This window comes from Corynebacterium sp. HMSC066C02, assembly GCF_001814945.1.
Classification (GTDB): Bacteria; Actinomycetota; Actinomycetes; order Mycobacteriales; family Mycobacteriaceae; genus Corynebacterium; species Corynebacterium aurimucosum.
This window is the reverse complement of sequence record NZ_KV818447.1, coordinates 1-26,548: the sequence shown is the minus strand read 5'-3', so window position 1 is coordinate 26,548 and position 26,548 is coordinate 1. Positions and strand designations below refer to the sequence as shown.

General features: G+C 61.3%; 18 protein-coding genes. 7 read left to right on the top strand and 11 right to left on the bottom strand.

The genetic code is table 11. From position 1 onward, the window contains the following. Positions 1 to 7: 7 nt before the first annotated feature. The 6 genes from HMPREF2996_RS04915 to HMPREF2996_RS04890 form a co-directional block, all read right to left on the bottom strand. On the bottom strand, positions 8 to 1,558 hold the full coding sequence (locus HMPREF2996_RS04915; protein ID WP_070730384.1) for an ATP-binding protein: 1,551 nt from the start codon (positions 1,556 to 1,558) through the stop codon (positions 8 to 10). Between the two features lie 58 nt (positions 1,559 to 1,616). Beyond that, positions 1,617 to 2,795 (bottom strand): imidazolonepropionase, encoded by a 1,179-nt coding sequence (hutI, locus tag HMPREF2996_RS04910; protein ID WP_070730383.1) that lies wholly within the window; start codon positions 2,793 to 2,795, stop codon positions 1,617 to 1,619. Between the two features lie 21 nt (positions 2,796 to 2,816). Beyond that, complete coding sequence (locus HMPREF2996_RS04905) at positions 2,817 to 4,493, bottom strand: urocanate hydratase (protein ID WP_070730381.1); 1,677 nt, start codon at positions 4,491 to 4,493, stop codon at positions 2,817 to 2,819. Between the two features lie 271 nt (positions 4,494 to 4,764). Next, positions 4,765 to 6,318, bottom strand: a complete 1,554-nt coding sequence (gene hutH, locus HMPREF2996_RS04900) for a histidine ammonia-lyase (protein ID WP_070730379.1) — start codon at positions 6,316 to 6,318, stop codon at positions 4,765 to 4,767. Positions 6,319 to 6,503: 185 nt separating this feature from the next. Beyond that, complete coding sequence (locus HMPREF2996_RS04895; protein ID WP_070443682.1) at positions 6,504 to 7,232, bottom strand: IclR family transcriptional regulator; 729 nt, start codon at positions 7,230 to 7,232, stop codon at positions 6,504 to 6,506. A gap of 37 nt (positions 7,233 to 7,269) precedes the next feature. After that, positions 7,270 to 8,616, bottom strand: coding sequence for a YjiH family protein (locus HMPREF2996_RS04890; RefSeq protein ID WP_070730376.1), 1,347 nt, complete (start codon positions 8,614 to 8,616; stop codon positions 7,270 to 7,272). Positions 8,617 to 8,978: 362 nt separating this feature from the next. Here HMPREF2996_RS04890 and HMPREF2996_RS04885 point away from each other — a divergent pair, with 362 nt between their 5' ends. Genes HMPREF2996_RS04885 through HMPREF2996_RS04870 form a run of 4 tightly spaced genes read left to right on the top strand, consistent with a single transcriptional unit; the run spans position 8,979 to position 14,904 of the window. Next, positions 8,979 to 10,394 carry an amino acid permease gene (locus HMPREF2996_RS04885; protein WP_070443676.1) on the top strand — a complete coding sequence of 472 codons (1,416 nt, stop codon included), beginning with the start codon at positions 8,979 to 8,981 and terminating at the stop codon, positions 10,392 to 10,394. A 2-nt stretch (positions 10,395 to 10,396) separates the two neighbouring features. Continuing rightward, positions 10,397 to 11,365 carry a formimidoylglutamase gene (hutG, locus tag HMPREF2996_RS04880; protein WP_070730374.1) on the top strand — a complete coding sequence of 323 codons (969 nt, stop codon included), beginning with the start codon at positions 10,397 to 10,399 and terminating at the stop codon, positions 11,363 to 11,365. 33 nt (positions 11,366 to 11,398) lie between these two features. Next, positions 11,399 to 11,791 carry a (deoxy)nucleoside triphosphate pyrophosphohydrolase gene (locus tag HMPREF2996_RS04875; RefSeq protein WP_070730371.1) on the top strand — a complete coding sequence of 131 codons (393 nt, stop codon included), beginning with the start codon at positions 11,399 to 11,401 and terminating at the stop codon, positions 11,789 to 11,791. Further along, entirely contained in the window at positions 11,788 to 14,904 is a 3,117-nt protein-coding gene (locus HMPREF2996_RS04870) for a DUF3427 domain-containing protein (protein ID WP_070730370.1), read from the top strand. The genes HMPREF2996_RS04875 and HMPREF2996_RS04870 overlap by 4 nt, the downstream gene beginning before the upstream one ends. 344 nt (positions 14,905 to 15,248) lie before the next feature. Here HMPREF2996_RS04870 and HMPREF2996_RS04865 read toward each other — a convergent pair whose 3' ends face one another. Continuing rightward, positions 15,249 to 16,484: an MFS transporter gene (locus tag HMPREF2996_RS04865; protein WP_070710952.1), complete on the bottom strand. Its 1,236-nt coding sequence runs from the start codon at positions 16,482 to 16,484 to the stop codon at positions 15,249 to 15,251. Between the two features lie 94 nt (positions 16,485 to 16,578). Between HMPREF2996_RS04865 and HMPREF2996_RS12960 the strand changes: the two genes are divergently transcribed. Beyond that, positions 16,579 to 17,100 carry a hypothetical protein gene (locus HMPREF2996_RS12960; RefSeq protein ID WP_246815682.1) on the top strand — a complete coding sequence of 174 codons (522 nt, stop codon included), beginning with the start codon at positions 16,579 to 16,581 and terminating at the stop codon, positions 17,098 to 17,100. A 77-nt stretch (positions 17,101 to 17,177) separates the two neighbouring features. Here the strand turns inward: HMPREF2996_RS12960 and HMPREF2996_RS04855 are convergent, their stop codons facing one another. The 3 genes from HMPREF2996_RS04855 to HMPREF2996_RS04845 all read right to left on the bottom strand — a co-directional run bounded on the left by HMPREF2996_RS04855 (position 17,178) and on the right by HMPREF2996_RS04845 (position 20,762). Beyond that, positions 17,178 to 18,029, bottom strand: a complete 852-nt coding sequence (locus HMPREF2996_RS04855) for a hypothetical protein (protein WP_070710951.1) — start codon at positions 18,027 to 18,029, stop codon at positions 17,178 to 17,180. A gap of 62 nt (positions 18,030 to 18,091) precedes the next feature. Beyond that, the gene (locus HMPREF2996_RS04850) at positions 18,092 to 18,964 is read right to left on the bottom strand and encodes a DNA primase (RefSeq protein WP_070730366.1); all 873 of its coding nucleotides are present in this window, start codon (positions 18,962 to 18,964) and stop codon (positions 18,092 to 18,094) included. 76 nt (positions 18,965 to 19,040) lie between these two features. Next, on the bottom strand, positions 19,041 to 20,762 hold the full coding sequence (locus HMPREF2996_RS04845; RefSeq protein ID WP_070730365.1) for a carboxylesterase/lipase family protein: 1,722 nt from the start codon (positions 20,760 to 20,762) through the stop codon (positions 19,041 to 19,043). Between the two features lie 115 nt (positions 20,763 to 20,877). On the opposite strand from HMPREF2996_RS04845, the gene HMPREF2996_RS04840 reads away from it, so the two are divergent. Continuing rightward, entirely contained in the window at positions 20,878 to 21,645 is a 768-nt protein-coding gene (locus HMPREF2996_RS04840; RefSeq protein ID WP_070718763.1) for a hypothetical protein, read from the top strand. 153 nt (positions 21,646 to 21,798) lie between these two features. Next, positions 21,799 to 25,542, top strand: a complete 3,744-nt coding sequence (locus HMPREF2996_RS04835) for a multifunctional oxoglutarate decarboxylase/oxoglutarate dehydrogenase thiamine pyrophosphate-binding subunit/dihydrolipoyllysine-residue succinyltransferase subunit (protein WP_070710947.1) — start codon at positions 21,799 to 21,801, stop codon at positions 25,540 to 25,542. Positions 25,543 to 26,101: 559 nt separating this feature from the next. Here the strand turns inward: HMPREF2996_RS04835 and HMPREF2996_RS04830 are convergent. Then, positions 26,102 to 26,548, bottom strand: a 447-nt coding sequence (locus tag HMPREF2996_RS04830; protein WP_141757480.1) for an LPXTG cell wall anchor domain-containing protein, incomplete at its 5' end; no start/stop codon positions are given.

Genomic DNA, 26,548 nt, shown 5'->3' with positions numbered 1-26,548 from the left:
CTAGGGGCTACTCCTTCGCAGCGTAACGCGTGGCTCGGTCACCGTGTTTGCCGCGCATGATGACGTGCCCAGACTCGATAAGCTTGCCCAGCGCGTAACGCACCTGGCCGCGGGTGAGCTGCGTACTGTTTACGATGTCCACGAGCGAGAGCTCGCCCTTCCGGCGCAACGCAGCAAGCACAAGTGCGGGGTTTCCGCCGAGCTTGGCGACGAGCCCGTCTTCCACCACGCTGCCCTCACTGCCTATGCTCGCAGGCTCCGGAGCAGACAGAGAGGAAGCGTTAGCGCCGTGCGGTGCCGCGTCATGTTCGTCATCGCCTCGCCCCGCCCTCCAGAGGATCACGGTGAAGCGCACACCAGTGTCGATGAGGGCGGGCGGACGCAATCCAGCTTTCCGAAGCGATTCAAAAACCACCCGCATTCCTCCGCCCTGGCCCTCAATGACACGCTCGCCGTCCTCAAGCCGCAGCTTCGTGCTCAATGTGTATAGGCGCGGGTTCACAGCGACGGGTGACAGCATCTTTCCCCTAAGCTCTTCCACGGAGATGCCCCGCAATCCACCGGGGCTGGTCACAATCAGTGCTTGGCGGGTCAGCCGGACAGTGACAAATTTGCCGGCGCCTAAGCTTTCTGGGCCAAGGTCGCGGTGGACCACGGCATTAGCAATGACTTCACGAACAGCCTCCAGCGGTAGTTCTGGAACCTCGCGCAGGTGGCCATCTGTGCCATAGACCAAGTCAGTGTCGATATTCCTGTGCACCCACGCCACGGCTCCATCCACCAGATCCGGCACAGGGCCGTAGAATTCCTCCAGATTCCGGGTACGCGGTCCTTCTTCCCCCGCTGGGTATTGCACGGCCGCAGAAATATGCAGGTCGGGAAAGAATCCCTGCGGAAAGCGCCCCAGAGCGTATAAACCTGCCACACTCAGCTGCCCTTGTGAATCAACCACGCGGAATAGCTCCAGCAGCTCGGCATCGCTCGCGCCCCGCAAACGAGGGGTGGCGCTGCGCAGCTCCGCCACCGCCTCCTTAAGCACCGAAGCATCACAGACTTCTAGGTTTGACCCGGGAACCGGTGCTGAGTCATAGGCAATGGCCTCGCGAGCGTGCAGCTTATCCACCTCGACCATGCGAAGATCATTGGCGCTCATGACGTAGTCACCATCCGCCATTCGCAGGTAAGGCCGACCCCGATAGAGTGCCGGCCGCTGGTGCGGCAGCACGCCTTCGACGTGTCCAAGCACGACAGCTCGCCCTTCGACGTACAGGGTCTGAGTCTCAATGAAGGGCGCGGGTTCCACTAGAGTGCGTGCCTGATCCGCCAGCGCGCTTTCGATGGCGCCGGGATCGTCCACGCCGTGCACCGCAAAGTCGGGTTCCGCCACTCCAATAATGACGGTGCCACCGCGCGGCATGTTGGCGAAGGCACACAGAGTAGCCCCGAGGGACTGCGGCATTCCCCCGCGTCCCGACTTCACTTCCACGGTCGTAGTATCCGACTGCAAAAGGCGACAGTGCTCGAGGTAATCCTCGAGCTCATCAACCGTCCACATCATGCCTGCAGAATACCGCAGACTACAAAGTTTTACACTCTAGAGTGCAAGACTTTACTTTCTAGACTTCACGGCCACCCACGAAGGTCTTCCAGGTCATCGGCATGCCCGGGCGATAAGCCAGGTGGATAGCGCTCGGGGCATCAAGCACGTGCAGGTCCGCAGCAGCGCCCACCACCAGCGAGCCTTTAGCCGGACGGCCTTGCGCGTCCTTACCTGAGCCAACATCCTGGCGGCGCAGCGCGGTGGCACCGCCCAGCGTGCCGGCGGCGATGGCCTCATCAAGCGTGAGGTGCTGCTGGAGCACAGCCGTGGTCACGCAGAAGTTCATCGAGGAGGTATAGGAGGTGCCCGGGTTGAGGTTGGAGGCGATGGCGACGGTCGCGCCGGCATCAATAAGCTTCCGGCCCGGCGCCAGCGGCTCACGGGTAGACAGATCGCAGGCTGGCAGCAGCGTGGCCACCGTATCGGAGGAAGCCAGCGCCTCGACATCGGCATCGCTGAGGTAGTTGACGTGGTCCACCGAGGCAGCGCCCAACTCCACGGCAAGCGTCACGCCTGGACCCTCACCGAGCTGGTTGCCGTGCACGCGCACGCCCAGGCCCCGCGCCTTGCCGGCCTCCAGCACGCGGCGCGACTGCCCCTCGTCGAAGGCGCCGCGCTCGCAGAAGACATCGATCCACTGTACGTGCTCGGCCACACCGTCCAGCATCGGGCCCACAACCTCGTCGAGGTAGGTTTCGACCTCTGCTCCCGGCGGCACGAGGTGTGCGCCGAGGAAGGTCACGTCATCGACGTGGCGAGCCGCCACGCGAGCGGCCTCCACCTCGGATTCAGTATTAAGACCGTAGCCGGTCTTCGTCTCCAAGGTCGTCGTACCACCTCGGCGGGCGGCGGCAATGCGCTCCACCAACAGCTTTTCCAGGCGCTCCTCCCCCGCCGAGCGGGTAGCGTCCATGGTCACCGCGATGCCACCGGCCTGGTAGGACTCACCCGCCATGCGGGCTTCGAACTCGGCGGAGCGGTCGCCGTCGAAGATCATGTGCGTATGAGAATCCACCCAGCCCGGCAGGACCGCGCGCCCGCCCAGGTCGACTTTCTCATCCGCGGCCGGCGCCTCGGACGCCGGTCCGATCCAGGCGATGGTGCCGTCGGTGTTGGCGATGAGGGAGGCGTCGGCAAGCGTGCCTGCCTCCGACACCGTGCGCAGCTCTGAGATTCCAGTAAACAGGGTGGACATGATCTTCTTTTCCTCTCTTATCTAGTCGCGGGCCTTGAATTCCATCGGGATACGCACGCCGCGCTCGTCGGCGACTTCCTTGGCGCGAGTGTAACCGGAATCCACGTGGCGGATAACGCCCATGCCCGGGTCGTTGGTCAGCACCGCGCGCAGCTTGGCGGCGGCCAGCTCGGTACCGTCGGCCACGGTGACCTGACCGGCGTGGATGGAGCGGCCCATGCCCACGCCGCCGCCATGGTGGATGGATACCCAGGTGGCACCGGAGGAGACAGCGGTCATGGCGTTGAGCAGCGGCCAGTCGGCCACGGCATCGGTGCCGTCGAGCATGGCCTCGGTCTCGCGGTACGGGGAGGCCACAGAGCCGGAGTCGAGGTGATCACGGCCGATAACGATCGGCGCCTTGATCTTTCCTTCCTTGACCAGGTCGTTGAAGAGCAGGCCAGCCTTGTGGCGCTCGTTGTAGCCCAACCAGCAAATACGTGCCGGCAGGCCCTCGAACTCCACGTACTCCTCGGCGGCATCAAGCCAGTTGTGCAGGTGCTCGTTGTCCGGGAAGAGCTCCTTGAGTGCTTGGTCGGTGACCTTGATGTCCTCAGGGTCGCCGGAGAGCGCTGCCCAGCGGAAGGGGCCAAGACCCTCACAGAAGAGCGGGCGGATGTAGGCAGGGACGAAGCCTGGGAACTCGAAGGCACGCTGGTAGCCGGCCTTGCGGGCCTCGTCGCGGATGGAGTTGCCGTAGTCGAAGACCTCAGCACCCTCGTCTTGGAATTCCACCATGGCCTGGACCTGGGCTGCCATGGCCTCGCGGGCCTTCTTGGTAAAGGTGGTCGGGTCCGCCTTGGCCTCGTTGTGCCAGTCCTCCACGGTGATTTCGGTGGGCAGGTAGCTCAGCGGGTCATGCGCGGAGGTCTGGTCCGTGACGATGTCCACGGTGAATTCACCCGCGCGCTGGCGGCGCAGCACCTCCGGGAAAACCTCGGCGGCGTTGCCCACGAGACCCACGGACAGCGGCTTCTTGTTCTCCTTGGCGTCGAGCACCAGCTTGAGGGCCTCATCCAGGTCGGTAACAACCTCATCGAGGTAGCGCTTGTGCTGGCGGCGCTTCAGGCGGGTCTCATCCACATCGACGATGAGGCAGGCGCCGCCGTTCAAGGTCACAGACAGCGGCTGCGCGCCGCCCATGCCGCCGCAGCCACCGGTGAGGGTGAAGGTGCCGGCGAGCGTGCCGTTGAAGCGCTTCTTGGCCACGGCCGCGAAGGTCTCGAAAGTGCCCTGCAGGATGCCCTGGGTAGCAATATAGATCCAGGAACCGGCCGTCATCTGGCCGTACATCATCAGGCCCTCGTCCTCGAGCTTGCGGAAGTGCTCCCAATTGGCCCAGTCGCCCACCAGGTTGGAATTCGCGATGAGCACGCGCGGCGCCCACTCATTGGTCTTCCAGATGCCGACCGGCTTGCCGGACTGCACCAGCAACGTCTCGTCGGACTCGAGGTTCTTGAGGGACTCCACGATGGCATCAAAAGCCTCCCAGCTGCGGGCAGCACGCCCGGTGCCGCCGTAGACCACGAGGTCCTCGGGGCGCTCAGCAACCTCAGGGTCAAGGTTGTTCATGAGCATGCGCAGCGGGGCTTCGGTCTGCCAAGACTTGGCGGTGATTTCGGTTCCGCGCGGGGCGCGTACTTCGCGGGGTTCAGACATGACTTCCTTTCGCTCGTGCTTTTCGACGCCCTCCCAAACCCCCAAGGCCGGTTCCCCGGGGCTGTCCCTAGTGGGGCTTGGTCAGCGTCACACAGGACAAGTTACTGTGACCCACAACCATGAGCCAGGACACTTTTGGCCTAGCTGTCTCAGATACGAGACTGCCGCGCGACTAGCACTGCAGCGGTGCGCTGGCTGCCCCCGCCACAGCCAACGCCAAACCCAAAAGTGCAGACCTGGAAGTACATACGCCATGGGGCTGGAGTGATGCTTAACGCAGCTTGCCGACGGCCCCCTCTACCGCAGCCACCAGCGCACCTTCCTTGACCAGGCGCACGGTCTCTTCGATCTCCGGGGACAGATAGCGGTCGGTGCCCGGACCTTGGACGGTCTGGCGCAGAGCATCGATGACCGCGCCGGTACCCTTGGCGGGCTGGCCCTCGCGCATATCGATGGCGCGGGCGGCAGTGAGGATTTCAATGGCGAGGACGCGCTGCAGACCGTCTACGGCCTTGCGCAGCTTGCGGGCACCCGACCAGCCCATGGACACGTGGTCTTCCTGCATGGCCGAAGACGGAATGGAGTCCGCCGAAGACGGGTTGGCCAAGCGCTTGAGCTCAGAGACGATGCCCGCCTGCGCATACTGCGCAATCATGTGGCCGGAGTCCACGCCCGGGTCATCCGCAAGGAAGGCGTTAAGGCCGCGGTTACGGGCGACGTCGAGGAAGCGGTCGGTGCGGCGCTCCGAAATAGAGGCCAGGTCAGCCACGACGATGGCCAAGAAGTCCAGCGCATAGGCCACCGGCGCGCCGTGGAAGTTGCCGTTGGAGACCACGCGTCCATCCTTGGCCACCACCGGGTTGTCGACGGCCGCGGCCAACTCGCGCTCCGCAACCGTTGCTGTGTGCGCCACGGTATCGCGGAAACCACCGGCCACCTGCGGGGCACAGCGTACGGAGTAGGCGTCCTGTACCTGCTTCTTCTTGAATTCCTCGAGGGCGGCCGCGAGAATCTCCGAGCCCTCTGCGACCTGCAGGATATTGGCGGCGGCATCTGCCTGGCCCGGGTGCGGGCGCAGCCGCTGCAGGTCATCGGCGAAGACCACCAAGGTCCCCAGCAAGCCCTCCACCGTCATTGCGGTGGCGATGTCAGCGGTCTTGGCAAGCTCGCGCAGGTCAGTGATAGCCAGGCAGAGCTGCCCCAGCATGCCGTCGGTGCCGTTAATGAGTGCTAAGCCTTCTTTCTCCCGCAGCTGAAGCGGTTCAATGCCCGCAGCGGATAGGGCCTCGGCGGCCGGGGTGGCCTCACCACCGTCGACGCGCACCTCGCCCTCCCCCAGCAGCGCCAGCGCACAGTGCGCAAGCGGAGCCAAGTCGCCGGAGCAGCCCAAGGAACCATACTCGCGGACCACCGGATGGATATTGGCGTTGAGTACTGCGGCATAAGTTTCCGCCACCACCGGCCGCACGCCGGTACGCCCAGTGCACAGGGTGGACAGGCGCAGTAGCATCAGCGCGCGGATGACCTCTTGCTCTACTTCCGGGCCCGTTCCGCTCGCATGCGAGCGCACGAGTGAGAGCTGCAGTTGCGCGCGCATCTCCTCCGGAATGTGGCGCCGCGCCAGCGCACCGAAGCCGGTGGAAATACCGTAGACGGGGGTCGGATCCTGGGCTAGTTCCTCGACGCGCTCGCGGGTCGAGGCGATTTCTGCCAGGGCGTCCTCGGAAATTTCCACCTTCGCGCCGTAGCGCGCAACGGCCACGACTTCTTCGATACTCAGCGCCCCGATACCCACGGTCACGGTGGAAGGATAAGAATTAGACATGTAAGGCTCCTTTAACGTCGCTGCGTTACCCACGTCCCACCACCCACGTGGAAGGGAAGAAGGCACGTGAAAACACGTACTCGTTTTCACAAGAATAGAAAAATAGTGATACGCGCGACAGCCTTACGCGTTGCGCTCATAGTACAACAGGCTGCCCGGCGCGCCAATACCTCGGGCACTACCTGTTAGCGGCGCCCGTACATCCTCTCGGCCACCTGCTGCGCAGCCGCGTGCAGTTGCTGCGCGGCATCAGTGGCATCAGCTGCGCCCACGGGAAAAGTCACCGCGAGTGCCGCTGCTGGCCTGCCCACGTGGTCAACCACCGCCACGCCTACCGACGCCTGCCCGCGCGCCACCACCTCGACCTCTTCGGCCCAACCGCGTTCGCGTACCTGGCGCAAGATTTCCTTGTACTCCCCAAAACCTAAGGACCCCGGGACAAATGCTGCACGCCACTCTGCTTCTGGAAGCAATGCCAACATGGCCCGCCCAGAGGCCGTCCGCTGTGCCTGCAGCCGCACGCCCTTCTCCGTCACCAGTGACAGCGCCCCCGGCGCGCGCACCTCGTTGAGGTAGAGAATCTCCGAGCCCGCCAAACGCGATAAGTGCCCCGATCCCCCAACACTGCTGGCAATCCGCTCGAGGTGCCCCTGGGTCGCCCGCACCAAGGGCTGCTGCGTGGCATAGGCCGCGGCCATCGAGTAGGCAGCAAGCCCCAACCCGTAGGTTTGGTTCTCCGGCAGGTGTACCACGAACCCCGCGTCCACCATCTCCTTGAGCAGGTGGTAAGTAGTTGAGCGCGGCAGGTCCAGCTCACTGCGGATGCGCGCGGCGGAAATCGGCACGTCGATGGTAGACAGCAGCCGGAGGATCTCCAGTGCATTGCGCGCCGCCGGGACTCGGGAGGTACTCATGGGCCCACATTCTAATGAGCCCTCGTACAAGCCCCAGCTAAGTCACCAGGAAGGCAATCGGCGTCGCAATGATGATGGTCAGCACCACGCGCTCGAACCAGATGACCACGATCTGCCACAGCTTGATCGGAATCTTGGTGGCCAAGATGCACGGCACCAGCGCGGAGAAGAAGATAATGGCGGAGATAGCCACCACGCCGATGACGAACTTGAGCACCATGCTTTCTGAGCCCGCCACAGCCGTCGCCGGCAGGAACATCTCCGCAATGCCCATGGCCGCGGCCTTACCCGCCAGTTCCGGTTCCGGTAATTGAACAATCCAGGCGAACGGGTAGAACAGGTACCCCAGCCAGTCGAAGAGAGGGGTGAAGTTGGCCAGCAGCAAACCAATCAGGCCCACGGACATGATGGAGGGCACAATCGCCGACGCCATGCGTACGCCATCGCGCAGGTTCTCCCAAATGGCAGCGCCTAAAGACGGCGCGCGGTCCAGCGCCAGCAGCGCTTCCCGCCAGGCGGCCTTAAAGAAATTGCCCTTTACCGGCTTTTCCGGGTCCGGCTTTACACCATCTACGTAGTCATTAGGAATCCTACTCAGCGGCGGAATCCACACGGTAATCGCCGTGACCAGGAAGGTCACCACAAGGGATACTGCGAAGTACACGCCCCACATATCCATCAAGTCCAGCTGCTTGGCCACGATGACCATGAACGCTGCCGAGACCGTCGAGAAGCCCGTTGCGATGATGGAGGCCTCACGCGCGGTGTAGCCGCCGCGCTGGTACACACGGTCAGTAATGAGGATTCCCAAAGAGTAGGAGCCCACGAAGGAGGCTACCGCGTCGATGGCGGAGCGCCCCGGTGTGCGCCAGAGCGGGCGCATGATGGGCTGCATAAATACGCCCACGAATTCCAGAAAGCCGTAGCTGATGAGCAGAGCTAGGAATGCGCCGCCGATGGGTACGATGAGGCCGACGGGTGTCGCAACCGAATTCCACAGGAAGGGCACGATGTCCTCGTTGCCGAGTACCCCTGGAAGCTTTCCGATGACCATCAAGAAGGAGACCACCAGGCCCACCACGTTGAGCGCGGTAAAGACCGCTTGCAGCGGGCCTTCCTGCCAGTTTTTATTCACGATACTGCGCACCGTGCCATAGAGCGCTAGCGCCAGGATAAACCACGGCACGAAGGCATCGGCATAGGTGCGGATGATGGTGACCATGTGGTCAAGCGGGATGGATTTCTTTCCGTCATAACTAATGGGAAAGAAGAATACGAAAGCGCCGATAGCGCTGTAGACGAAGAGGCGCCAGATGCCCTTCTTGGAGGGCACGTCATCCTCGTTCTCGTAGAAGGCGTCAACGATTGCGTCTTCAGAGTTCATGTTCTACCTCACGGTGGTGGAAACGACACGTCATTAGCACGGCCACGCACGCGCCCTTTAAAGGAACGCGCCAAGCACACACGCCTCTACACAGCGATTGCTTCTAGCCATGCCCACGCGACAGCCACACGCAGGTCTCCCACATACTAGCGGCACCCCACACAAATGTCACGCACGTCACCCCCACGCACGAAATGAGGCGCCCACCATAGCGCCGGATGAAGCTACCCACCACAAAATTGACCCCGCGTCTCAACTAGAGGAAAGTAGCTCCCAGACCCACTCGCACCAACCACTCCCCACATTCGCGGTGCTAGAACCAACTAGCGCCCGCACAGGGGGACAGAGGAGGACGCATCCCCGTGGCAGAAACCACCACCAAGCGCGCCGGCTTGAAACACCGGCACCTGCACTTCATCGCCTTAGGCTCAGCTATCGGCACCGGCCTGTTCTACGGTTCTGCCGGCGCCATCCAAGCCGCCGGCCCCTCGGTCCTCTTGGTCTATCTCCTCGGCGGCGCCGTGGTTTATTTCCTCCTGCGCGCACTCGGTGAGATGTCCGTGCACCACCCCGTTACCGGCTCCTTCGCCGAATACGCCCGCACCTTCTTAGGCCCCTGGGCCGGCTACATCACCGGCTGGATGTTCGCCTTCGAGATGGTCATCGTGGCCCTCGCCGACCTCACCGCTATTGGCGTCTACATGCAATTCTGGTTCCCCGGCTCACCCAAGTGGGTGTGGGTCGCCGCCACACTGCTTCTCGTCGGCGGCGCCAACCTCGCCACCGTCAAGGCTTTCGGCGAGCTGGAATTCGCCTTCACCATCGTCAAGGTCGGCGCGGTCATCGCGATGATCCTAGGTGGCGTGGCCGTCCTAGTCTTCGGCCTCTCCACCGCGGAGACCACCGGCCCGGCCAACCTCGTCAACGATGGCGGCTTCTTCCCCAACGGCGTCTCCGGCATGGTCGCCTCTTTCATCCTCGTTCTCTTCGCCTTCGGCGGCACGGAGATCGTCGGCGTCGCCAGTGCGGAGGCAGAAGATCCCGCCAAGTCCGTGCCCAAAGCCGTCAACACCATCCCGGTACGCATCCTGCTGTTCTACGTCCTGGCCATCCTGGTCATCCTCATGATCAATCCCTGGCGCAGCATCACCGGTGAGGAAAGCCCCTTCGTCCAAATCTTCTCCACCCTCGGCGTCACCTGGGCTGCCGCCGCACTCAACGTCGTCGTCATCACCGCGGCGGTTTCTGCCATCAACGCGGATCTCTTCGGCGCCGGCAACGTTCTGACCGGACTGGCACGCCAGAACCTCGCGCCAAAGGTCATGGCCAAAAAGACCCGCGGGGTGCCGGTCATGACCATGATCATCCTGCTCATCGTCATGATTATCGGCACCGGACTCAACGCGCTCATCCCGGATAACGTCTTCGAAGTCATCGCCTCCCTGGCCACGTTTGCCACCATCTACGTGTGGCTGATGATCCTCTTGGCCCACGTGGCTTCCCGCCGCCAGATGTCGCCCGAGGAACGCGCCAGCCTGGAATACACCGTCCCCTTCTGGCCCTGGGGCCAATACTTCTCCATCGCCTTCATCATCTTCACTTTTGGCATCATGGTGTGGCAGGAGCAATACCGCCCGGCACTCGCCACCGGCGTTATCTTCATCCTCCTTATGACCGCCATCTTCTACCTCACCGGCCGCCGCAGCGCCGCCGCGAGCACCCCACAGGAAGCAGCCCTGCAAAATACAGCCGAACAAGAAACAGACGCGAAAGGATAACCATGAACACCGTTGATGCCCCCGCCTACTCCCCTGCCCCCGAGTGGTCCGGCCGCTCCGATGGCCCAGGCCCCGAGCATGCGCGGTGGCACAGCGTAGTTCGTCCCCTCGACCTAGCGAACCCCCAGGAACACCCCGGCGTGGCACTCCTGGGCTTTGCCTCCGACGAGGGTGTGGAGCGCAACCATGGCCGCCCCGGCGCGGCTGCAGGCCCAGCTGCCCTGCGCGGCGCCCTGGGTTCCCTGGCGCTGCACCATCCGCATCCGCTGTACGACGCCGGCACGATCACCACCCAAGGCACCGACCTGGAGGCCGCCCACGAGCGCCTCTCCAATGCGGTGGAATCACTCTCACGCGCCGGGCACCTGCCCATCATCCTCGGCGGCGGCCACGAAACCGCCTTCGGCTCCCACCGCGGTGCTTTCCGCGCCCAGGGGCCTCTGCAGATCATCAACCTGGATGCGCACTTCGATCTCCGCACCGCGGACATGCCTACCTCCGGCACCCCGTTTAAACAAATTTCTGAGCTGGTGGGCCGGGAGGACTTCGACTATTCCGTCCTGGGAATCTCCCGCCCCAACAACACGCCCGTGCTTTTCGACGAAGCCTCCGCCCTCGGCGTCACCGTCGTCCTCGACGAGGATTTGCTCAGCATGGATCGCTCCCAGCTGCGCACAACCATCGACAGCATCTGCTCCGGCACCAAGCCCATCCACCTCTCCATCGACTTGGATGTCCTCCCCGCCGACCAGGCACCGGGTGTCTCCGCCCCCGCTGGCCTCGGCGTGCCAGTAAACACCATCCGGGCACTGGCGCTGAGCATCGCCGCCACGGGACGCCTCGCGCTTGTCGACGTCGTCGAGCTCAACCCCACCTTCGACACCGACAGCCACACCGCCAAGCTGGCCGCGCGGTTGATTGATGACATTGTGACAGCGCACTTTTCTGCTACCACAGGAGCGAATTCCTAGATAAGGCGCGGGCCAGCCGGCATACTAGTGCCCATGAGTTCACCGATTCGTGTTGTCGGAGCCGTCTTCGTAGACGGCAAGCGATTCCTAGCCTGTCGCAAAGCTCCAGGAAAATCACTAGCCGGCATGTGGGAATTTCCAGGCGGCAAGATTGAAGAAGGCGAGACACCTAAGGAGGCTCTCGCGCGCGAAATCGAGGAAGAGCTGTCCGTCATCGCACATGTTGGTGACCAGGTCACCACGACTGTGTACGAGTACGACTTCGCCACCATCGAACTCACTACGTTCTTGTGCACTAAGGATTCCGGGGAACTCGTTCTTAGTGATCACGATGCCACCCGTTGGGTCACCCCTACTGAGGCCCGGGAACTCGACTGGGCCCCTGCCGATATCCCCGCCGTCAAACTGCTTTCTTCGCGCCTATGAGTTCCGAATCCATCCTGCCGTTTGGCATCTACGAAACCCCAGTCACTGCTCGTATCCAGGAGCGAATCGAGGAAACCAAGCGAGCTCGGCCCACGGCAGCAACCGGCATCGCCTCCGGTTCCAAGAAGGATGTCAACCCCCGGTTCGCCGCGGCAGTGTCCCAGCATTTTGCCAAGGCCCTCGAGCGCAAGCTCACAGAGTTATCAAAGCCCGAAGAGCGTGTGGCCCTCATCAATGGGCTCGCGCAACACCTCGGGGTGGATGAGTCCATCTCCGCCGAGGAACTGCTTTACGCCATCTATGGATCAGAGCTCGAAGAGGCCCCGAAACTCCCGGAAGTCTCGCTCAACTCCAGCGCCTTGTTCACCAACAGCGTGGACGACACCAACATGTCAGTCGAGATTGCCCGCGAGATCCGAACGGCCGACTCCGTCGACCTATTGTGCGCTTTCATCAAGACTTCAGGCATCGCGGTCATCAGCGATGAATTGGAATACCTCAGGGATCACCAGATCCCGCTGCGCGTCATCACTTCGACGTACTGCGGGGCGACCGAAGCCGCCGCCGTGCGCCGCCTCGTGGAAGACTACGGCGCTGAAGTCCGGATCTGCTACGAAAGCAAGACCACACGGTTACATGCCAAAGCCTGGCTTTTCCGCCGTCAGTCCGGATTCGACACCGCCTTCATCGGTAGCTCAAACCTCTCGCGATCAGCGCTTGTTGACGGTTGGGAATGGAACGTCCGGGGCTCTCGTTCCTCCACGCCGGAGATAATCGAAAAGTTCATCAAGACCTTCGACAGCTATTGGTACGACACTCATTTCAAAGCATTTGACCCGGACCAAGACTTCGAGCGCCTCAAGGAGGCCCTCGGCAGCGCCAGATTTCTTGAAGCAAAGCCCGGTGAAAAGCTCGAACTCTCAGGCCTTCGCGTTGAGCCCTATCCCTACCAGGAGGAGATGCTCGAAGCTTTAGATTCCGAGCGCGAAGTTCACGATCGTCATCGCAATCTCCTCATTGCCGCTACTGGTACAGGCAAGACTGTTGTGGCAGCACTGGACTACCGCCGCCTATGCGAGAAGCTGGGGCGCAGGCCACGATTGCTGTTCATTGCGCACCGGCGCGAGATTCTTACCCAGGCCCAGCGGACCTATCGCGAGGTGCTTAGCACCGCAGGTTTTGGCGAGCTCCTCGTCGGCGACACGCAGCCCGGCCAGTGGGACCATGTCTTTGCGAGCATCCAGTCTCTGCATAGCAAGCGCCTGTCAAACATTGCACCGGACCATTTTGAAGTCGTCGTCATTGACGAGTTTCACCACGCTGAGGCCCCGACCTACCGCGCAGTACTTGACTACCTGCAACCGCGCGAGCTCCTCGGGCTGACTGCCACTCCGGAGCGCGGTGACGGCGAGAACGTACAAAAGTACTTCGACTACCGTGTGGCCCATGAGCTTCGTCTCTGGGATGCATTGCGCCTCCAGCTTCTCGCCCCGTTGCACTACTACGGAGTCGACGATGATACTGACCTGACGAGCTTGACCTGGAACCGCGGGAAGAAGGATTACCAGGTTTCGGAACTGAGCGAGTTCTATATCAAGGCCGGTGAGAAGCGCACCAGGTTCATCATCAATGAGCTCAACCGCCGTATCTTCGACCTCTCCGATATGAAGGCCCTCGGATTTTGCGTATCCATCGCCCATGCCGAATACATGGCCGCGCAATTCAACTTTTTCGGCATCCCTGCCCAAGCGGTCAGCAGCAAGCTCAGTGTTGATGAGCGTCGACGTGCCATTGAGCAGCTTCGCGAAGGCACTATCAACATCGTTTTTGCGGTCGATATTTTCAACGAAGGCGTCGACATTCCATCGATCAACACGCTGCTGCTTCTGCGCCCAACGCAAAGCCCTGTGCTCTTTGTCCAACAACTTGGCCGCGGGCTGCGTCTCCATGAGGGAAAGAATGCCTGCACTGTCTTTGATTTCTTGGGTGTACAGCACGAAGAATTCGATTTCGAAGAGCGCTTCAAAGCTCTAACTCCTGCTCGCGGAAAGAACTTGGCCAAGGAGGTAGAGCAAGGATTTCCTACCGCCCCGCCAGGCTCCAACATCACCTTGGACCGTGTAACGACCGAGCGCGTTCTCAAGAACATCAAGCGCTTAGCCCGTAACTCCATTAAGAAAATACGAGCACTTATTTCTGATTACGGCACAACGGACCTCGCCAGTTTCACTAACAGCTCCGGAGTTCCGCTAGAAGACATCTACCGCCGCAAGGGAATTACGTGGACCACGCTGCTGCGCGATGAGAAGCTTCTGCCCTCCGTCCCTGCGAGCGAGCACGAAGAGTTTCTACTCAGCCGAATCCGGGTGCTGTTACACATCAACGATCCCAACCGCGTAGCGGCCTACAGTCTCCTGGTTTCTCCGGATGGGCCCACCCAAAAGGACATGACTCCCGAGCAGGTTCGATACGCCACCATGCTCGTGCTGGCGCTGTGGGCGAACTCAAATACGCCGGTACCGGAATCCTTGGACGAGGCCCTCGGAATCATCCGCTCATGCCCTTCCTTCGTCGCTGAGGTAACTCAGGTCATGCAGCTCACGCTCGACCGCTCCCGCGTCATTCCAGAAAAGTCAACGAACAGCGTCTTGGAAACTCACGCCGACTACAGTCTTGCCGAGCTCGTCGGAGCTTTGGACGATGGCCCGTTGCGCAAATTGGCAAATCTGCCGCGCGAAGGTGTACGGCGCTTCGATGCATCAAACACCGACCTCTTCCTGGTCACCTTTCAAAAAGACGAGAGTGTCAGTGCTTCCACGAACTACCGCGACTACCCACTGGCGCCGGATCGTTTGCACTGGGAATCCCAATCCACCACGTCGCTCAAGTCCGCGATGGCACGGCGCTACATCCACCATCATGAGCTCAACGGCAACATCATCATTGCTACGCGCTTTAACAAGCGGAACAAGGTGGACACTGCATCGGCATACACCTTCCTCGGCAATGTCGACTACGTTACGCATAGGGGCGAGAAGCCCATCCAGTTTGAGTGGAGCCTTCGCCGTGACATGCCTAAACAGCTTTATGCCGCTGGACGCACTGTGGCTTAAGTCTCACATAAATATAAATAATGAAGTTGACACCCCAACTAACCCACTTTAAGATTTCCTTAGCAGATTAAGAAAAGATTAGTCTCTGATGCCTTAATGCAGAAGTGTGGAGGACGGTTATGGCAGCCGCGAGCGAGCGTAGCCGGAAGAGGTGGAGCCGCCCAGATAACGGTTCTGAAACTTCCATCTATGGCTTTACGCGCTTTCGGGAGCGCAGCTTCAAAACCGGCACCACCCCTCGCTGGGCTGCGTGCAGCAAGAAAGCGCGCCGCACCCACTAGAACTAAACGGCCCTGAAGACTCTGCCAGAAAGATACTGACGGAGCCTTCCAGTCTTTTGTCTATTAACGCCGCGGGCGGTAGCGGTGGCGCAGGCCCTGCAGGATTCCCTTTCTCTCCGCCAATGTGTCGCGTCCGAAAATCCACGCCACAACGCCAGCTGCAGCAACTACCGCACAGAAACCAAAGGCTGTCTCAAACCCGTACCTATCCGCCAGCAGACCAATGACGATGGGGCCTAAGATTTGCCCAAAGTCGCCTGCCATCTGGAATGTCGACAGCACCTGACCACCCGAGCGCTTCGAGCCGACGATATCCGCCACGGCTGCCTGCTGCGAAGGGGCAATAAGGCCCGAGGCGGCGCCGGACAGGGCGGAGAGGATGAGGAGGGAGACGATGTTCGTCGCCAAGCCCAGCGTGCCCACGAACAACGCGGAGCCCACAAGTCCCGCAACGATGAGTGGCCGGCGCCCCACGCGGTCCGACCAGGAGCCGGAGAACTGCAAGACGATGGCATTGCCCGCGGCAAAGGCCGCTAGCGCAACGCCTGATGTCGATGCACCGTTGGCAAAAATGGCGGCCGCGAACAGTGGCAGAACCGCTACGCGCACACCCATATTGATCCAGCCCTGGGCGAAGTTCGACGTCAGCACTGCACGGTAAGCAGTATCCGCCCAGGCTTCCTCCAATCGCATGGGCGTAAGGTGACGCCGACGTTCATCGGCCTCATTGACCGAGGGCATAAGGATCCACACAACGAGTGCGGCGATGGCGACGCCAACGCCATAGATAAAGAAAGGCCAGCGGAATCCTAAGAAAGAGAGGCTCGCGCCCACGAGCGGGCCAATCACGTTGCCAAGAAGGAAAGACGTGGCATAGGTTGCCGAACAGCGCCCGCGAATGCTGGGTGGTGCTAGGCGCACAATGAGCCCCATCGCCGCGACAGTGAACATCGTCGAGCCAATGCCGGCGATAGTGCGCAGCGCAACGATCTGCCAATACTCCTGCGCCACGCCCACTAAACCGGTGGTCACTGCCACGGTGAACAGGCCCGTCACGTAGACGCGGCGCGTGCCGACGCGGTCGATGAGGAACCCGGCGGCGGGTGCGAAGACAAGGCGGCTAGCAGAAAAGACGGAGACTACGAGACCAGCCGCAGCCATTGAGACGTCGAAGCTGACGATGAACTGCGGCAGCAGCGGTGCAATGAGCCCGTACCCCAAGGCGATGATGAACCCGGCGGTGACCATGACCCAAATTTCCCGCGGGATTTTTACCTGCGGTTCTGCAGTATTTTTCATATCGCCACTCACTCTAGCCCACGACGTCAAATCGTCGAACAATAGTTCGACACTTTGACGTGGAATGTCCGCACAGGCATCTAGTGTGTGCGCCATGAAGAATTACAGCAGCATTCACCAGTCCGTTCAGTCCCCGTCCACGCTCAGCCCCGGTGAGCTGACCACGGAGATCCTCTACCACCACCATGAAACTCTTCGCTCCATAGAGAGCATCATTCGCCATCCACGCTCGCTCGCGCGGCCCACTCCGCAGTGGCGGCCACCATCGAAGGTTCTGCCACCAGTGGCCATAGAAGGCGGCGAATCGCTACCGCTGACTTTTACTGTGTCGCGCCACCGCGTGGGCGAGCGGGCCAAGGCCCGCGTGCTGGGTTATGGCGAAAAGCGCGTGCCTTCTTATCTCATCACCGTACGCATCACCGATCCGACTGGACGTCCCGTTACTCCCTCGCTAGCGGAAGCCTGGGTGCGGGCACTGGTCCCAGAAGAGCTTGTCTCCGCAGTTCATGAGATTTCCAGCAGCAGTGCGGCGACGTTTGTGTGGCTGGTAGATAGCACCTACACCCCGGTGCATTCACCGCTTTCCCTCTTCGAAGGCTTCAGCCAAGCCGCCTAATACTCTCTTGGCTCCTGTCCAATGCGGATGTCGCCCGAGCGGGTGGAGCCACGCAGCTACGAGAGCTCTTAGAGCTTTTAGAAGTAGCGCTGTATCCGGCCCAGGAGGTTGCGGGGTGGTTCCTCATCGAGGGAAAGCGTGAACCTGTCCTCCGTTAAGACGCGGTCTCGGGATGGGCGCGTCTCCGGATAGTCATAAAGACGGAGGATGGGCTGCGGCGCTAAGCGAATAGCTACGCAGACTACGAGGACCGTGAACGTTTTATCAATCACGTCGGAGCTCAGACTCTGCAAGAGAACTGCCAGGCGTCCGTCATGCAAAATTAGCTCCCACAGGGCCATGAGCTTAATGGGTCCGCTTTGTCCATACTCACCGGGCAAGAGCAAGGTACACATCGTGGTCAACAGCCCAGCAACTACTCCCACACCAGCGCCGGCGAGCATCATGACCATCATCCGCTTAAAGGCACCACGGCGCGCCAGCCAGCCGAATAAGTAGGCCACCACCAGGGCCACCGGTAGGTACACCAAAAGCAGCGGATTGTTGATGCTGGCCAAGCACGCAGTCAAAAGCGCCGTGCCCATTCCCAAGACGGGTCCATAGACAATTGCCACGAATGCCGTGCCCATCATGTCCAAGTACAAGGGAACGCTCACGTTAAAAATCAACGAGGACAGCACAAGGTTCACTATCACCGCCAGCAACGGGTTGAGCAATGCGTGATGGCCTAAAGAACGCCATTGTGCGGCAAGGAAGAGAAGGGCGCCGAGCAGTGTCAGGCACCACACACTGATGGAGAGGACGGAGCCAAAAACATAGTCCCCGCTACCGTAGTTCGAATTCAGCGACAGGACCCAAGCCAGAGCCGCACACACTAGGGCGGAGCCAACACACAGGCGTTGGCTCCGCGATGCCTTCTTGTCCGGCATGTGTTTTGGTTGCTCCTCATTAACGTAGGGAAAAGTACGCACCTACCCTACCCTGGGAGCTTTTAGTCCTCGGAGTCACCGTCGCTATCGGCGTCCTCTGCTCCGTCCTCGTCGTAATCATCGTCTTCGTCATCATCGTCTTCGAAGAGAACGTCATCGTCCTCATCATCGGCGCCGAAGATGTCATAAACCTCAGGCTCGTCGAAGTCATCGTCATCGATGCTCACTAGCTGTGCTTCCCAATCTAAGGCTTGATCGGAGACCAAGCTGAGCACATCGAAGAGGCGGTCGAAGTCGGTGTAGGTACCCAGTTCGAGTGCCTCAGCCGGGACCTCAATGATGGGGGCTAGCCCGCCGTCTTCGTCGTCTGCATCGCCGAAGATGGCAACGTGCTCTTCCTCACTCATGTCCTCCGGGCTGTCGATATCCCAGAGCTTACTGATCGCCTCATCCTCCAGCTCATCGAGCTCTTCCTCATCGAAGTCGAAGGAGAGAAAACGCACGATCGCGCTCGGGACACCGTCGATGGTTTCCACGAGCACGCGCAGCTCCGAGTCGTTGGCAACTTCCGCCACGACCAGATTCGGGTTGAACTCATCCTGAAGAAACTCCAACTCAGCGATGCGTTCATCGGTGCCTTCCAGCAGGTCACGCAGCACCGTCACCACCTGGTCCGTGGCAATGTGGCGGGATACGGCCTCAACCGCATCGTCCACAGAAAACGCCACGGACACCAAAACGGCCTCGAAGTCTTCATCATCTTCATCCACATCGGCCGCGGCAATGTAGACGTTGGCCGCCGGCAGGATGGGGTCAATTTCCACAAACTGGATTTCCAAATCGGAGGTGATGGGCACGAACATCACATCGTCGTTGACGCGGGACTCAATGCCCTCCCCGTCCAGAGCAGAGGCGATATCTTCAAAAAAGCTCATGTGATTAACATCCGTCCATGTGGGAGTCTCACCCGGGCTGCTGCCAAGGCCCCACACATCTTACCTGCGATCTCCGTCAATAGCTCTCCTCATCGAGCAGGAATCCCAGTTCCTTCAGAATCTCCGGGCGCCCAGTACCCCACTCCAACATGTCATAGGCCTCCCATGCTTGGCGACGCCCCTCCATCGGCGCCTCCTCCACGCGCGGCTCCACATCAAAAACCATGGTCGAGCGCTGCGGCGCGCGGTATTGCGGCCAGTTGTCTAGAGGCGCTCCGCCCCGAATGAACTCGCCCCACTGCGCCTGCATGGTCTCGGTCACGTCCTCCATTTCGGAAGGCTTAGCAATGCTGTTTAGGAAGGACACTCTCGACGCCCCTGGATCGCCAAAGATGTTGGATAGCTCCATCGAATGCATCGCACCCAAGCCTAACCAGCGCAGCGCCGCTGGCGCGAAGTCGAAGCGGTACATCCACGTCGGATAACGCCGTGCGTGGTCGGAGGCAACGCGGACAGTAGGAGCCCAAAAGAGGGCGTCGGTCAGCAGATCCCCGAAATCGCGGCGGGAGACGGCACCGCCGTAGGCCGCGATGACATCCGGTGCGCTCTCCGGATCAAAGGAAGCAAGAAGTCGGAGGGCCGCTCGCTCTCGGGCGCTCTGGCGTTGGAAGAGGAATTTTCCAAAGCTGGCCTCACCGGAGTTGGTTCCCACCAGCAGCGGCACCGGGTGTTGGTTGCCGTCCTCAAAGGCTTCGATGGGATGGTGCGGGATGAGGTCGCTGTCGACAGTCGGCGCATAGCAGGAGTTCAGGTACAGCAACTCGCCCGCGCGCCACATCATGGACTGGCCAGAGCGCACGAGGTCCGCGAAGTCCTCGCGGCGCAGATCATCGGCGGTGGTATCGCGCGGCAAGGCCATCTTGTGAACCAGCTCGCGGGCCCAAAACACTGACTGCGCTCGTGAATGAATCATGCCGATCGGCGGCGACTGCGCAATCGCGCGGTGAAAAAGCCCTTCTGCACGCGGCACCGCCATGAGAGTGAGGACGGCCGCGCCGCCGGCGGATTCACCCATGAGAGTCACGTTTTCTGGGTCCCCGCCGAAGGCCGCGATATTTTCGCGTACCCATTCCAGCGCTAAGACTTGATCCGCCACAGCCGGGTTGGCACAGGCCTCACCGCCAAGACTGCGGACGTCGAGGTAGCCCAAGGCACCTAAGCGGAAATTCACCGAAACATAAACAACGTCCATCTGGGCTGCGAACTCGAAGCCGCGCAGCATCAGCATGTGGGAGGAACCCACAATGAAACTGCCGCCATGCAAATACACTACGACGGGCAACTTCTCCCCTGCCTTAGAACCCGACGGTGTATCGGGTGAACCCGTATCGTGCGGCCGGACGACATCAAGGGTCAAGCAATCCTCTGCACCCTCGATGCGGTCGGTCCAGGAGTACACCGGCTGCGGGGCCACGTGCCCGAACTCACGGCAATCCCGGATTCCTTCCCACGCCGGGGCAGGCCGCGGCTCCATGAAACGGTTGGCGCCCGAGGTATCTGCGCCAAAAGGGATACCGCGCCACGAGCGGACAGGAGCGCTGAGCGGGCGGTCCGTGCGTAACTCTTCCTCGATGCAACCTCGTACCCAGCCACCGGTGGTGAGCACCGTGAGATCGTCGGCAAGCGCGGTGCGTGCCGCCTCCTGTGCTGCGAGGGCACGGGCGTGGAGGGAATCTGCAAGCAAGCGCGCCGCAGCCGCGCTGACCTCACGCGGAGGGAAAGGCTCAAACTCGCTCATGCCTCATACCCTAGTGCGCCACCCTGCTAGCGCGCTGGATAAAGCTTTTTCGATACGGTGGTAAACATACAGTTCAGATTCACAATCAGATTTAGTTAAAAAGTTAGGTGAGACAATGTTGGACAAGGTCTTTAACAAGGAGAAAGAGGGCAAGGACATTAGTCGCCGGGATGCATCGGTCGATCAGGCCAGCTCCGCAGAGGCTGTGGGAACCTTGGAGGTGGATGAGGCCAACCGCATCACCAAGGGATTCCTGGCGGCCATCGACAAAGTCGTCTCCGTCCAGTCCTCCGTCATCATCAACTATGTCGAGGGCCTAAAGAAGCGCAACCCCGACGCCAGCCCTGCGGAGCTGCAAGAGCTCATCGACAAGCATTTCATGAACATCATCACCGGTACCGGTGCTGCCGCGGGCGCCTCCGCGGCTATCCCTGGCATCGGCCTGGTCACCGGCGCAGCCACTATCGGCGCGGAATCCCTGGTCTTCCTTGAAGCCGCCGCCTGGTACATTCTCGCCTCCGCGCACCTGCGCGGTGACAACATCCGGGATAAGGAGCGCCGCCGCGCGCTGGTCTTGGTGGTGCTCACCGGCTCCCAAGGCAGCGCGTTGGTCGATACCTTTGTGGGTGATGCAACCTCCCTGTCGGGCGTCACCTCCGCTGCTACCCTCTCGCGTTTTTCCGGCCCTACCCTCAGCGGTCTCAACGGCCGCCTGACCAAGCTCTTCATGAAGCAGGCCACCAAGAAGCTCAAGTGGGCATGGGTATCCAAACTGCTGCCGATGGGTGTAGGCGCGGTGCTGGGAACAACCGCCAACCGTAAATTGGGCCGCCAAGTAATCAACCATGCGGGCACCCAACTCTCCCCCCTGCAGGGGGAATAAAAGGGGCGAAACCCGCTCAGGTTAGTGAGCAAACTTACAAGGGCCGTATCATAAGGAGAGACACTTTTCGGGGTGCCTTTCGCACCCGTGGATTGGCCTACTAGAGTCGAATAAAGACAAACTTAGAAGCACAGAAAGAGGCGAGCATCTGCCGTGAGCAACTCGAGCATCTATGGCCCGAATGCGTGGCTGATTGACGAACAGTTTCAGCAGTACTCCAAGGACCCGAACTCCGTAGACAAGGAGTGGCGCGAGTACTTTGAGGCCAACGGAGCACCGAAGTCGGCCGCACAGCCCAAGGCTGCGAACGCTCAATCCAGCACCCCCACCAAGAAGAAGGACGCGGCACAGGCTGCGCCGAAGAAGACCCAGGCTGAGGAGAAGTCTTCCGCTGTTCCAGGCGCTAAGGCACCGAGCGATTCCAAGGCTTCCGCCGCATCCAAGAAGGACGCGAAAAAGACGGAGAAGAAGTCCGAGTCCCCGCTGGACCGCATCAAGGAGGCACCGGAGCCGGGCTCCCGCGTACTCAAGGGCATGTTCAAGGCCATTGCCAAGAACATGGACGAGTCCCTGGAGATCCCCACCGCTACCACCGTGCGTGACATCCCGGTCAAGCTCATGTGGGAAAACCGCGCGATGATCAACGATCACCTCAAGCGCACCCGCGGCGGCAAGATCTCCTTCACCCACATCCTGGGCTACGCGCTGGTGAAGGCCGTTCAGATCCACCCGGATATGAACGTGCGCTACGAAATCCAGGACGGCAAGCCCACCGTGGTTCAGCCGGAGCACATCAACCTCGGCCTGGCTATTGACCTTCCACAGAAGGATGGCTCCCGCGCCCTCGTCGTCGCTGCCATCAAGGAAGCGGAGAACAAGACCTTCTCCGAGTTCATCGATGCCTACCAGGACATCGTTGACCGCTCCCGCAAGAACAAGCTGACGATGGATGATTTCTCCGGCGTCACCATCAACCTGACCAACCCGGGTGGCATCGGTACCCGCCACTCCATCGCCCGCCTGACCAAGGGCTCCGGCTCCATCATCGGTGTGGGATCCATGGATTACCCGGCAGAGTTTGCTGGCACCTCCGCCGACCGCTTGGCAGACCTCGGCGTCGGCCGCCTGGTTACCCTGACCTCCACCTATGACCACCGCGTTATTCAAGGCGCGGAGTCCGGTGAGTTCCTGCGTACCGTGGGCCAGCTCATCCTGGATGATGCCTTCTGGGACGAGCTCTTCGAGTCCATGGGAGTTCCCTACCAGCCCTTCCGTTGGGCTGCCGACGTGCCGAACACGGGCGTCGACAAGAACACCCGCGTCATGCAGTACATCGAGGCCTACCGCTCCCGTGGCCACCTTCTCGCGGACATCAACCCGCTGGGTTGGAAGCAGCCGGGCCTGCCCTGGCCGGATCACCGCGACCTCGACCTGGCAACCCACGGCCTGACCATCTGGGATCTGGACCGCACCTTCAACGTTGGCGGTTTCGGTGGCAAGGAGACCATGACGCTGCGCGAGGTGGTTACCCGCCTGCGCTCCGCCTACACCCTCAAGGTTGGCTCCGAGTACGCCCACATCCTGGACCGCGATGAGCGCGGCTGGCTGCAGGAGCAGATTGAGGCCGGCATGCCGAAGCCGACTAACTCTGAGCAGAAGTACATCCTGCAGAAGGTCAACGCCGCTGAGGCCTTTGAGAACTTCCTGCAGACCAAGTACGTGGGCCAGAAGCGCTTCTCCTTGGAGGGCGCTGAGTCCCTCATTGCCCTGCTGGATTCCATCGTGGACACCGCAGCAGGCCAGGACCTCGACGAAGTTGTTATCGGCATGCCGCACCGCGGCCGCCTCAACGTCCTTTTCAACATCGTGGGCAAGCCACTGGCAGATATCTTCGGTGAGTTCGACGGCAACTACAAGGGCGGCCAAATGGGCGGCTCCGGTGACGTGAAGTACCACCTGGGCGCAGAGGGCGAGCACCTGCAGATGTTCGGTGACGGGGACATCAAGGTCACCCTGGCTGCTAACCCGTCTCACCTCGAGGCCGTCGACCCGGTCATGGAAGGTATCGCACGCGCCAAGCAGGACATCCTGGACAAGGGTGCTGAGGGCCACACTGTTGTGCCGATCATGCTCCACGGCGATGCATCCTTCACCGGCCTGGGCGTGGTCCAGGAGACCATCAACCTTTCCCAGCTGCGCGGCTACACCACCGGCGGTACCGTCCACGTGGTGGTTAACAACCAGGTTGGTTTCACCACCACCCCGGATTCCGGTCGCTCCACGCACTACGCCACCGACCTGGCCAAGGGCTTCGATTGCCCGGTCTTCCACGTCAATGGCGACAACCCGGAGGCTGTTGTCTGGGTGGGCAAGCTGGCCACCGAGTACCGCCGCCGCTTTGGCAAGGACGTCTTCATTGACCTCGTTTGCTACCGCCTGCGCGGCCACAACGAGGCCGATGACCCGTCCATGACCCAGCCACGTCTCTACGACATCATCGATGACCACAAGTCCGTCCGTGAGCGCTACACCGAGGAACTCATCGGCCGCGGTGACCTCTCCGATGAAGAGGCAGAGGCAGCTGCGCGTGACTTCCACGACCAGATGGAGTCCGTCTTCGCTGACCACAAGAAGGCACAAGAGGCTGGCCCGAAGGAGCAGACTGGTATCACCTCCTCCCAGGAGCTGACCCGCGGTCTGGACACTTCCATTACCGCTGAGGAGATCGCCGAGATTGGTGATGCCTACGGCAACCCGCCGGAGGGCTTCGAGTACCACAAGCGCGTGGCCAAGGTGGCCAAGGAGCGCCAGAAGTCCTCGCGCGAGGGAGGCATCGACTGGGGCTGGGGCGAGCTCATCGCCTTCGGTTCCCTGGCTAACTCCGGCAAGGTCGTGCGCCTGGCCGGTGAGGATTCTCGCCGCGGTACCTTCACCCAGCGCCACGCGGTGGCCTTCGACCCGCGCACGGGTGAGGAGCACAACCCGATTGCTCAGCTGGCTTCGTCCAAGGGCAATGGCGGTAAGTTCATGGTCTACAACTCGGCCCTGACCGAATACGCCGGCATGGGCTATGAGTACGGCTACACCGTGGGTAACCCGGATGCCGTGGTGGCCTGGGAGGCACAGTTCGGCGACTTCGCCAACGGTGCGCAGACCATCATCGATGAGTATGTCTCCTCCGGTGAGGCCAAGTGGGGCCAGCTCTCCAGCTTGATCCTTCTGCTGCCGCACGGCTACGAGGGCCAGGGTCCGGACCACTCCTCCGCCCGCATTGAGCGCTTCCTGCAGCTGTGCGCTGAGGGCTCCATGACCGTGGCTCAGCCTTCCACCCCGGCTAACCACTTCCACCTGCTGCGCCGCCAGGCTCTTGGTGAGATGAAGCGCCCGCTGGTGGTCTTCACCCCGAAGTCCATGCTGCGCAACAAGGCCGCAACCTCCTCCGTGGAGGACTTCACTGAGGTCAAGAAGTTCCAGTCCGTTATCAACGACCCGAACTTCGTAGACATCAACGGCAAGAAGGTCGGCGATACTGACAAGGTCAAGACCATCATGCTGGTTTCCGGCAAGCTCTACTGGGAGCTGGCCAAGAAGAAGGAAACCGATGGCCGCGATGACATCGCCATCGTGCGCGTGGAGATGCTCCACCCGATTCCGTTCAATCGCCTGCGTGAGGCTTTCGAGGCTTACCCGAACGCAACGCAGATTCGCTTCGTACAGGACGAGCCGGCCAACCAGGGCCCGTGGCCGTTCTACAACGAGCACCTGCGTGAGCTCATCCCGGATATGCCGGAGCTGGTCCGCGTCTCCCGCCGCTCGCAGTCCTCGACTGCCACCGGCAACGCGAAGGTCCACCAGATTGAGCAGAAGAACCTGCTCGAGGAAGCCTTCGACGTCTAAAGGCGCTTAAAGCCGAAGGCGCTGGCACACAGCCCAGCGCCGAGCAAGGCCCCGGCCACCACGAACTCACAGCGAGTGCGGTGGCCGGGGCCTTTTCTTGCTTGTGTAACCCGGGGTGCCTCCCCTACCAGACCACAAAAGCCGCGCTGCGCGCTCAGCCACCCGCCCTCCGTTCTCCCTTACTCGCCCTTCGCGCTCACCGTGAGCCTCAAACAGCAACCGCAAGCACTCCCGGTGAGCGCGAAGGGAGACGCCCATATGAGTGAGTGCTTTCTCAGATACCCCGCGAAAGGCTAGGCAGCGTGGCACACGTAGATGAGGCTGTGGCACAACCTCTAAGTGATCCATCCGTCAACCGGCGCGATTGATCACGCTGACGCCCTAGCCGACGACGACGGCAGACACCCCTTCTCATGTGGCATCGAACCTCGACAGGGCAAGTGGATCGCCTCAGTGTGATTGAGCAAAAAGAAACGCCCGAGCTAATGCTCGGGCGTTTGCTCGTGGTTTACTCAACCACTGCCGTGAGGCCGGTCGGGCCCCTGCGGATACCTAGTGCTTAGGAATCCTTGCGGCGGCTAGGACGCAGAATCAGAGCTGCACCAGCGATGAGTGCCAGTGCCACACCAATGAGGCCTAGGACGTTAGCACCGGTGTTGGCAAGCTTGCTAGACGAGGTGCTCTTGGAAGAGGCCGGGGTGCTCGATGTCGTTCCTGGCTGGCTAGCCTGGCTCGGCTGTGCACTCGGAGTCTGCTCAGCCGTCGGCTGTGCTTCCGTGCTCGGTGCCTCTGGCGCCTTCGGTTCCTCAGGCTTCAGCGGCTCTGCTGGCTTGGCCGGCTTCGTCGGCAGCTCCGGAATGTGCGGAGGCTTGAAGAAGTGGGCCAGTGCCGGCGGAATAATCACCAGCGGGATGAGCGGCCACAGGCTGCTGAGATCCCGGATGCTCGATGTACCAGGCTTATCCGGCTTTTCGCTCGGCTCCTGGCTGGGTTCCTGGCTCGGGTC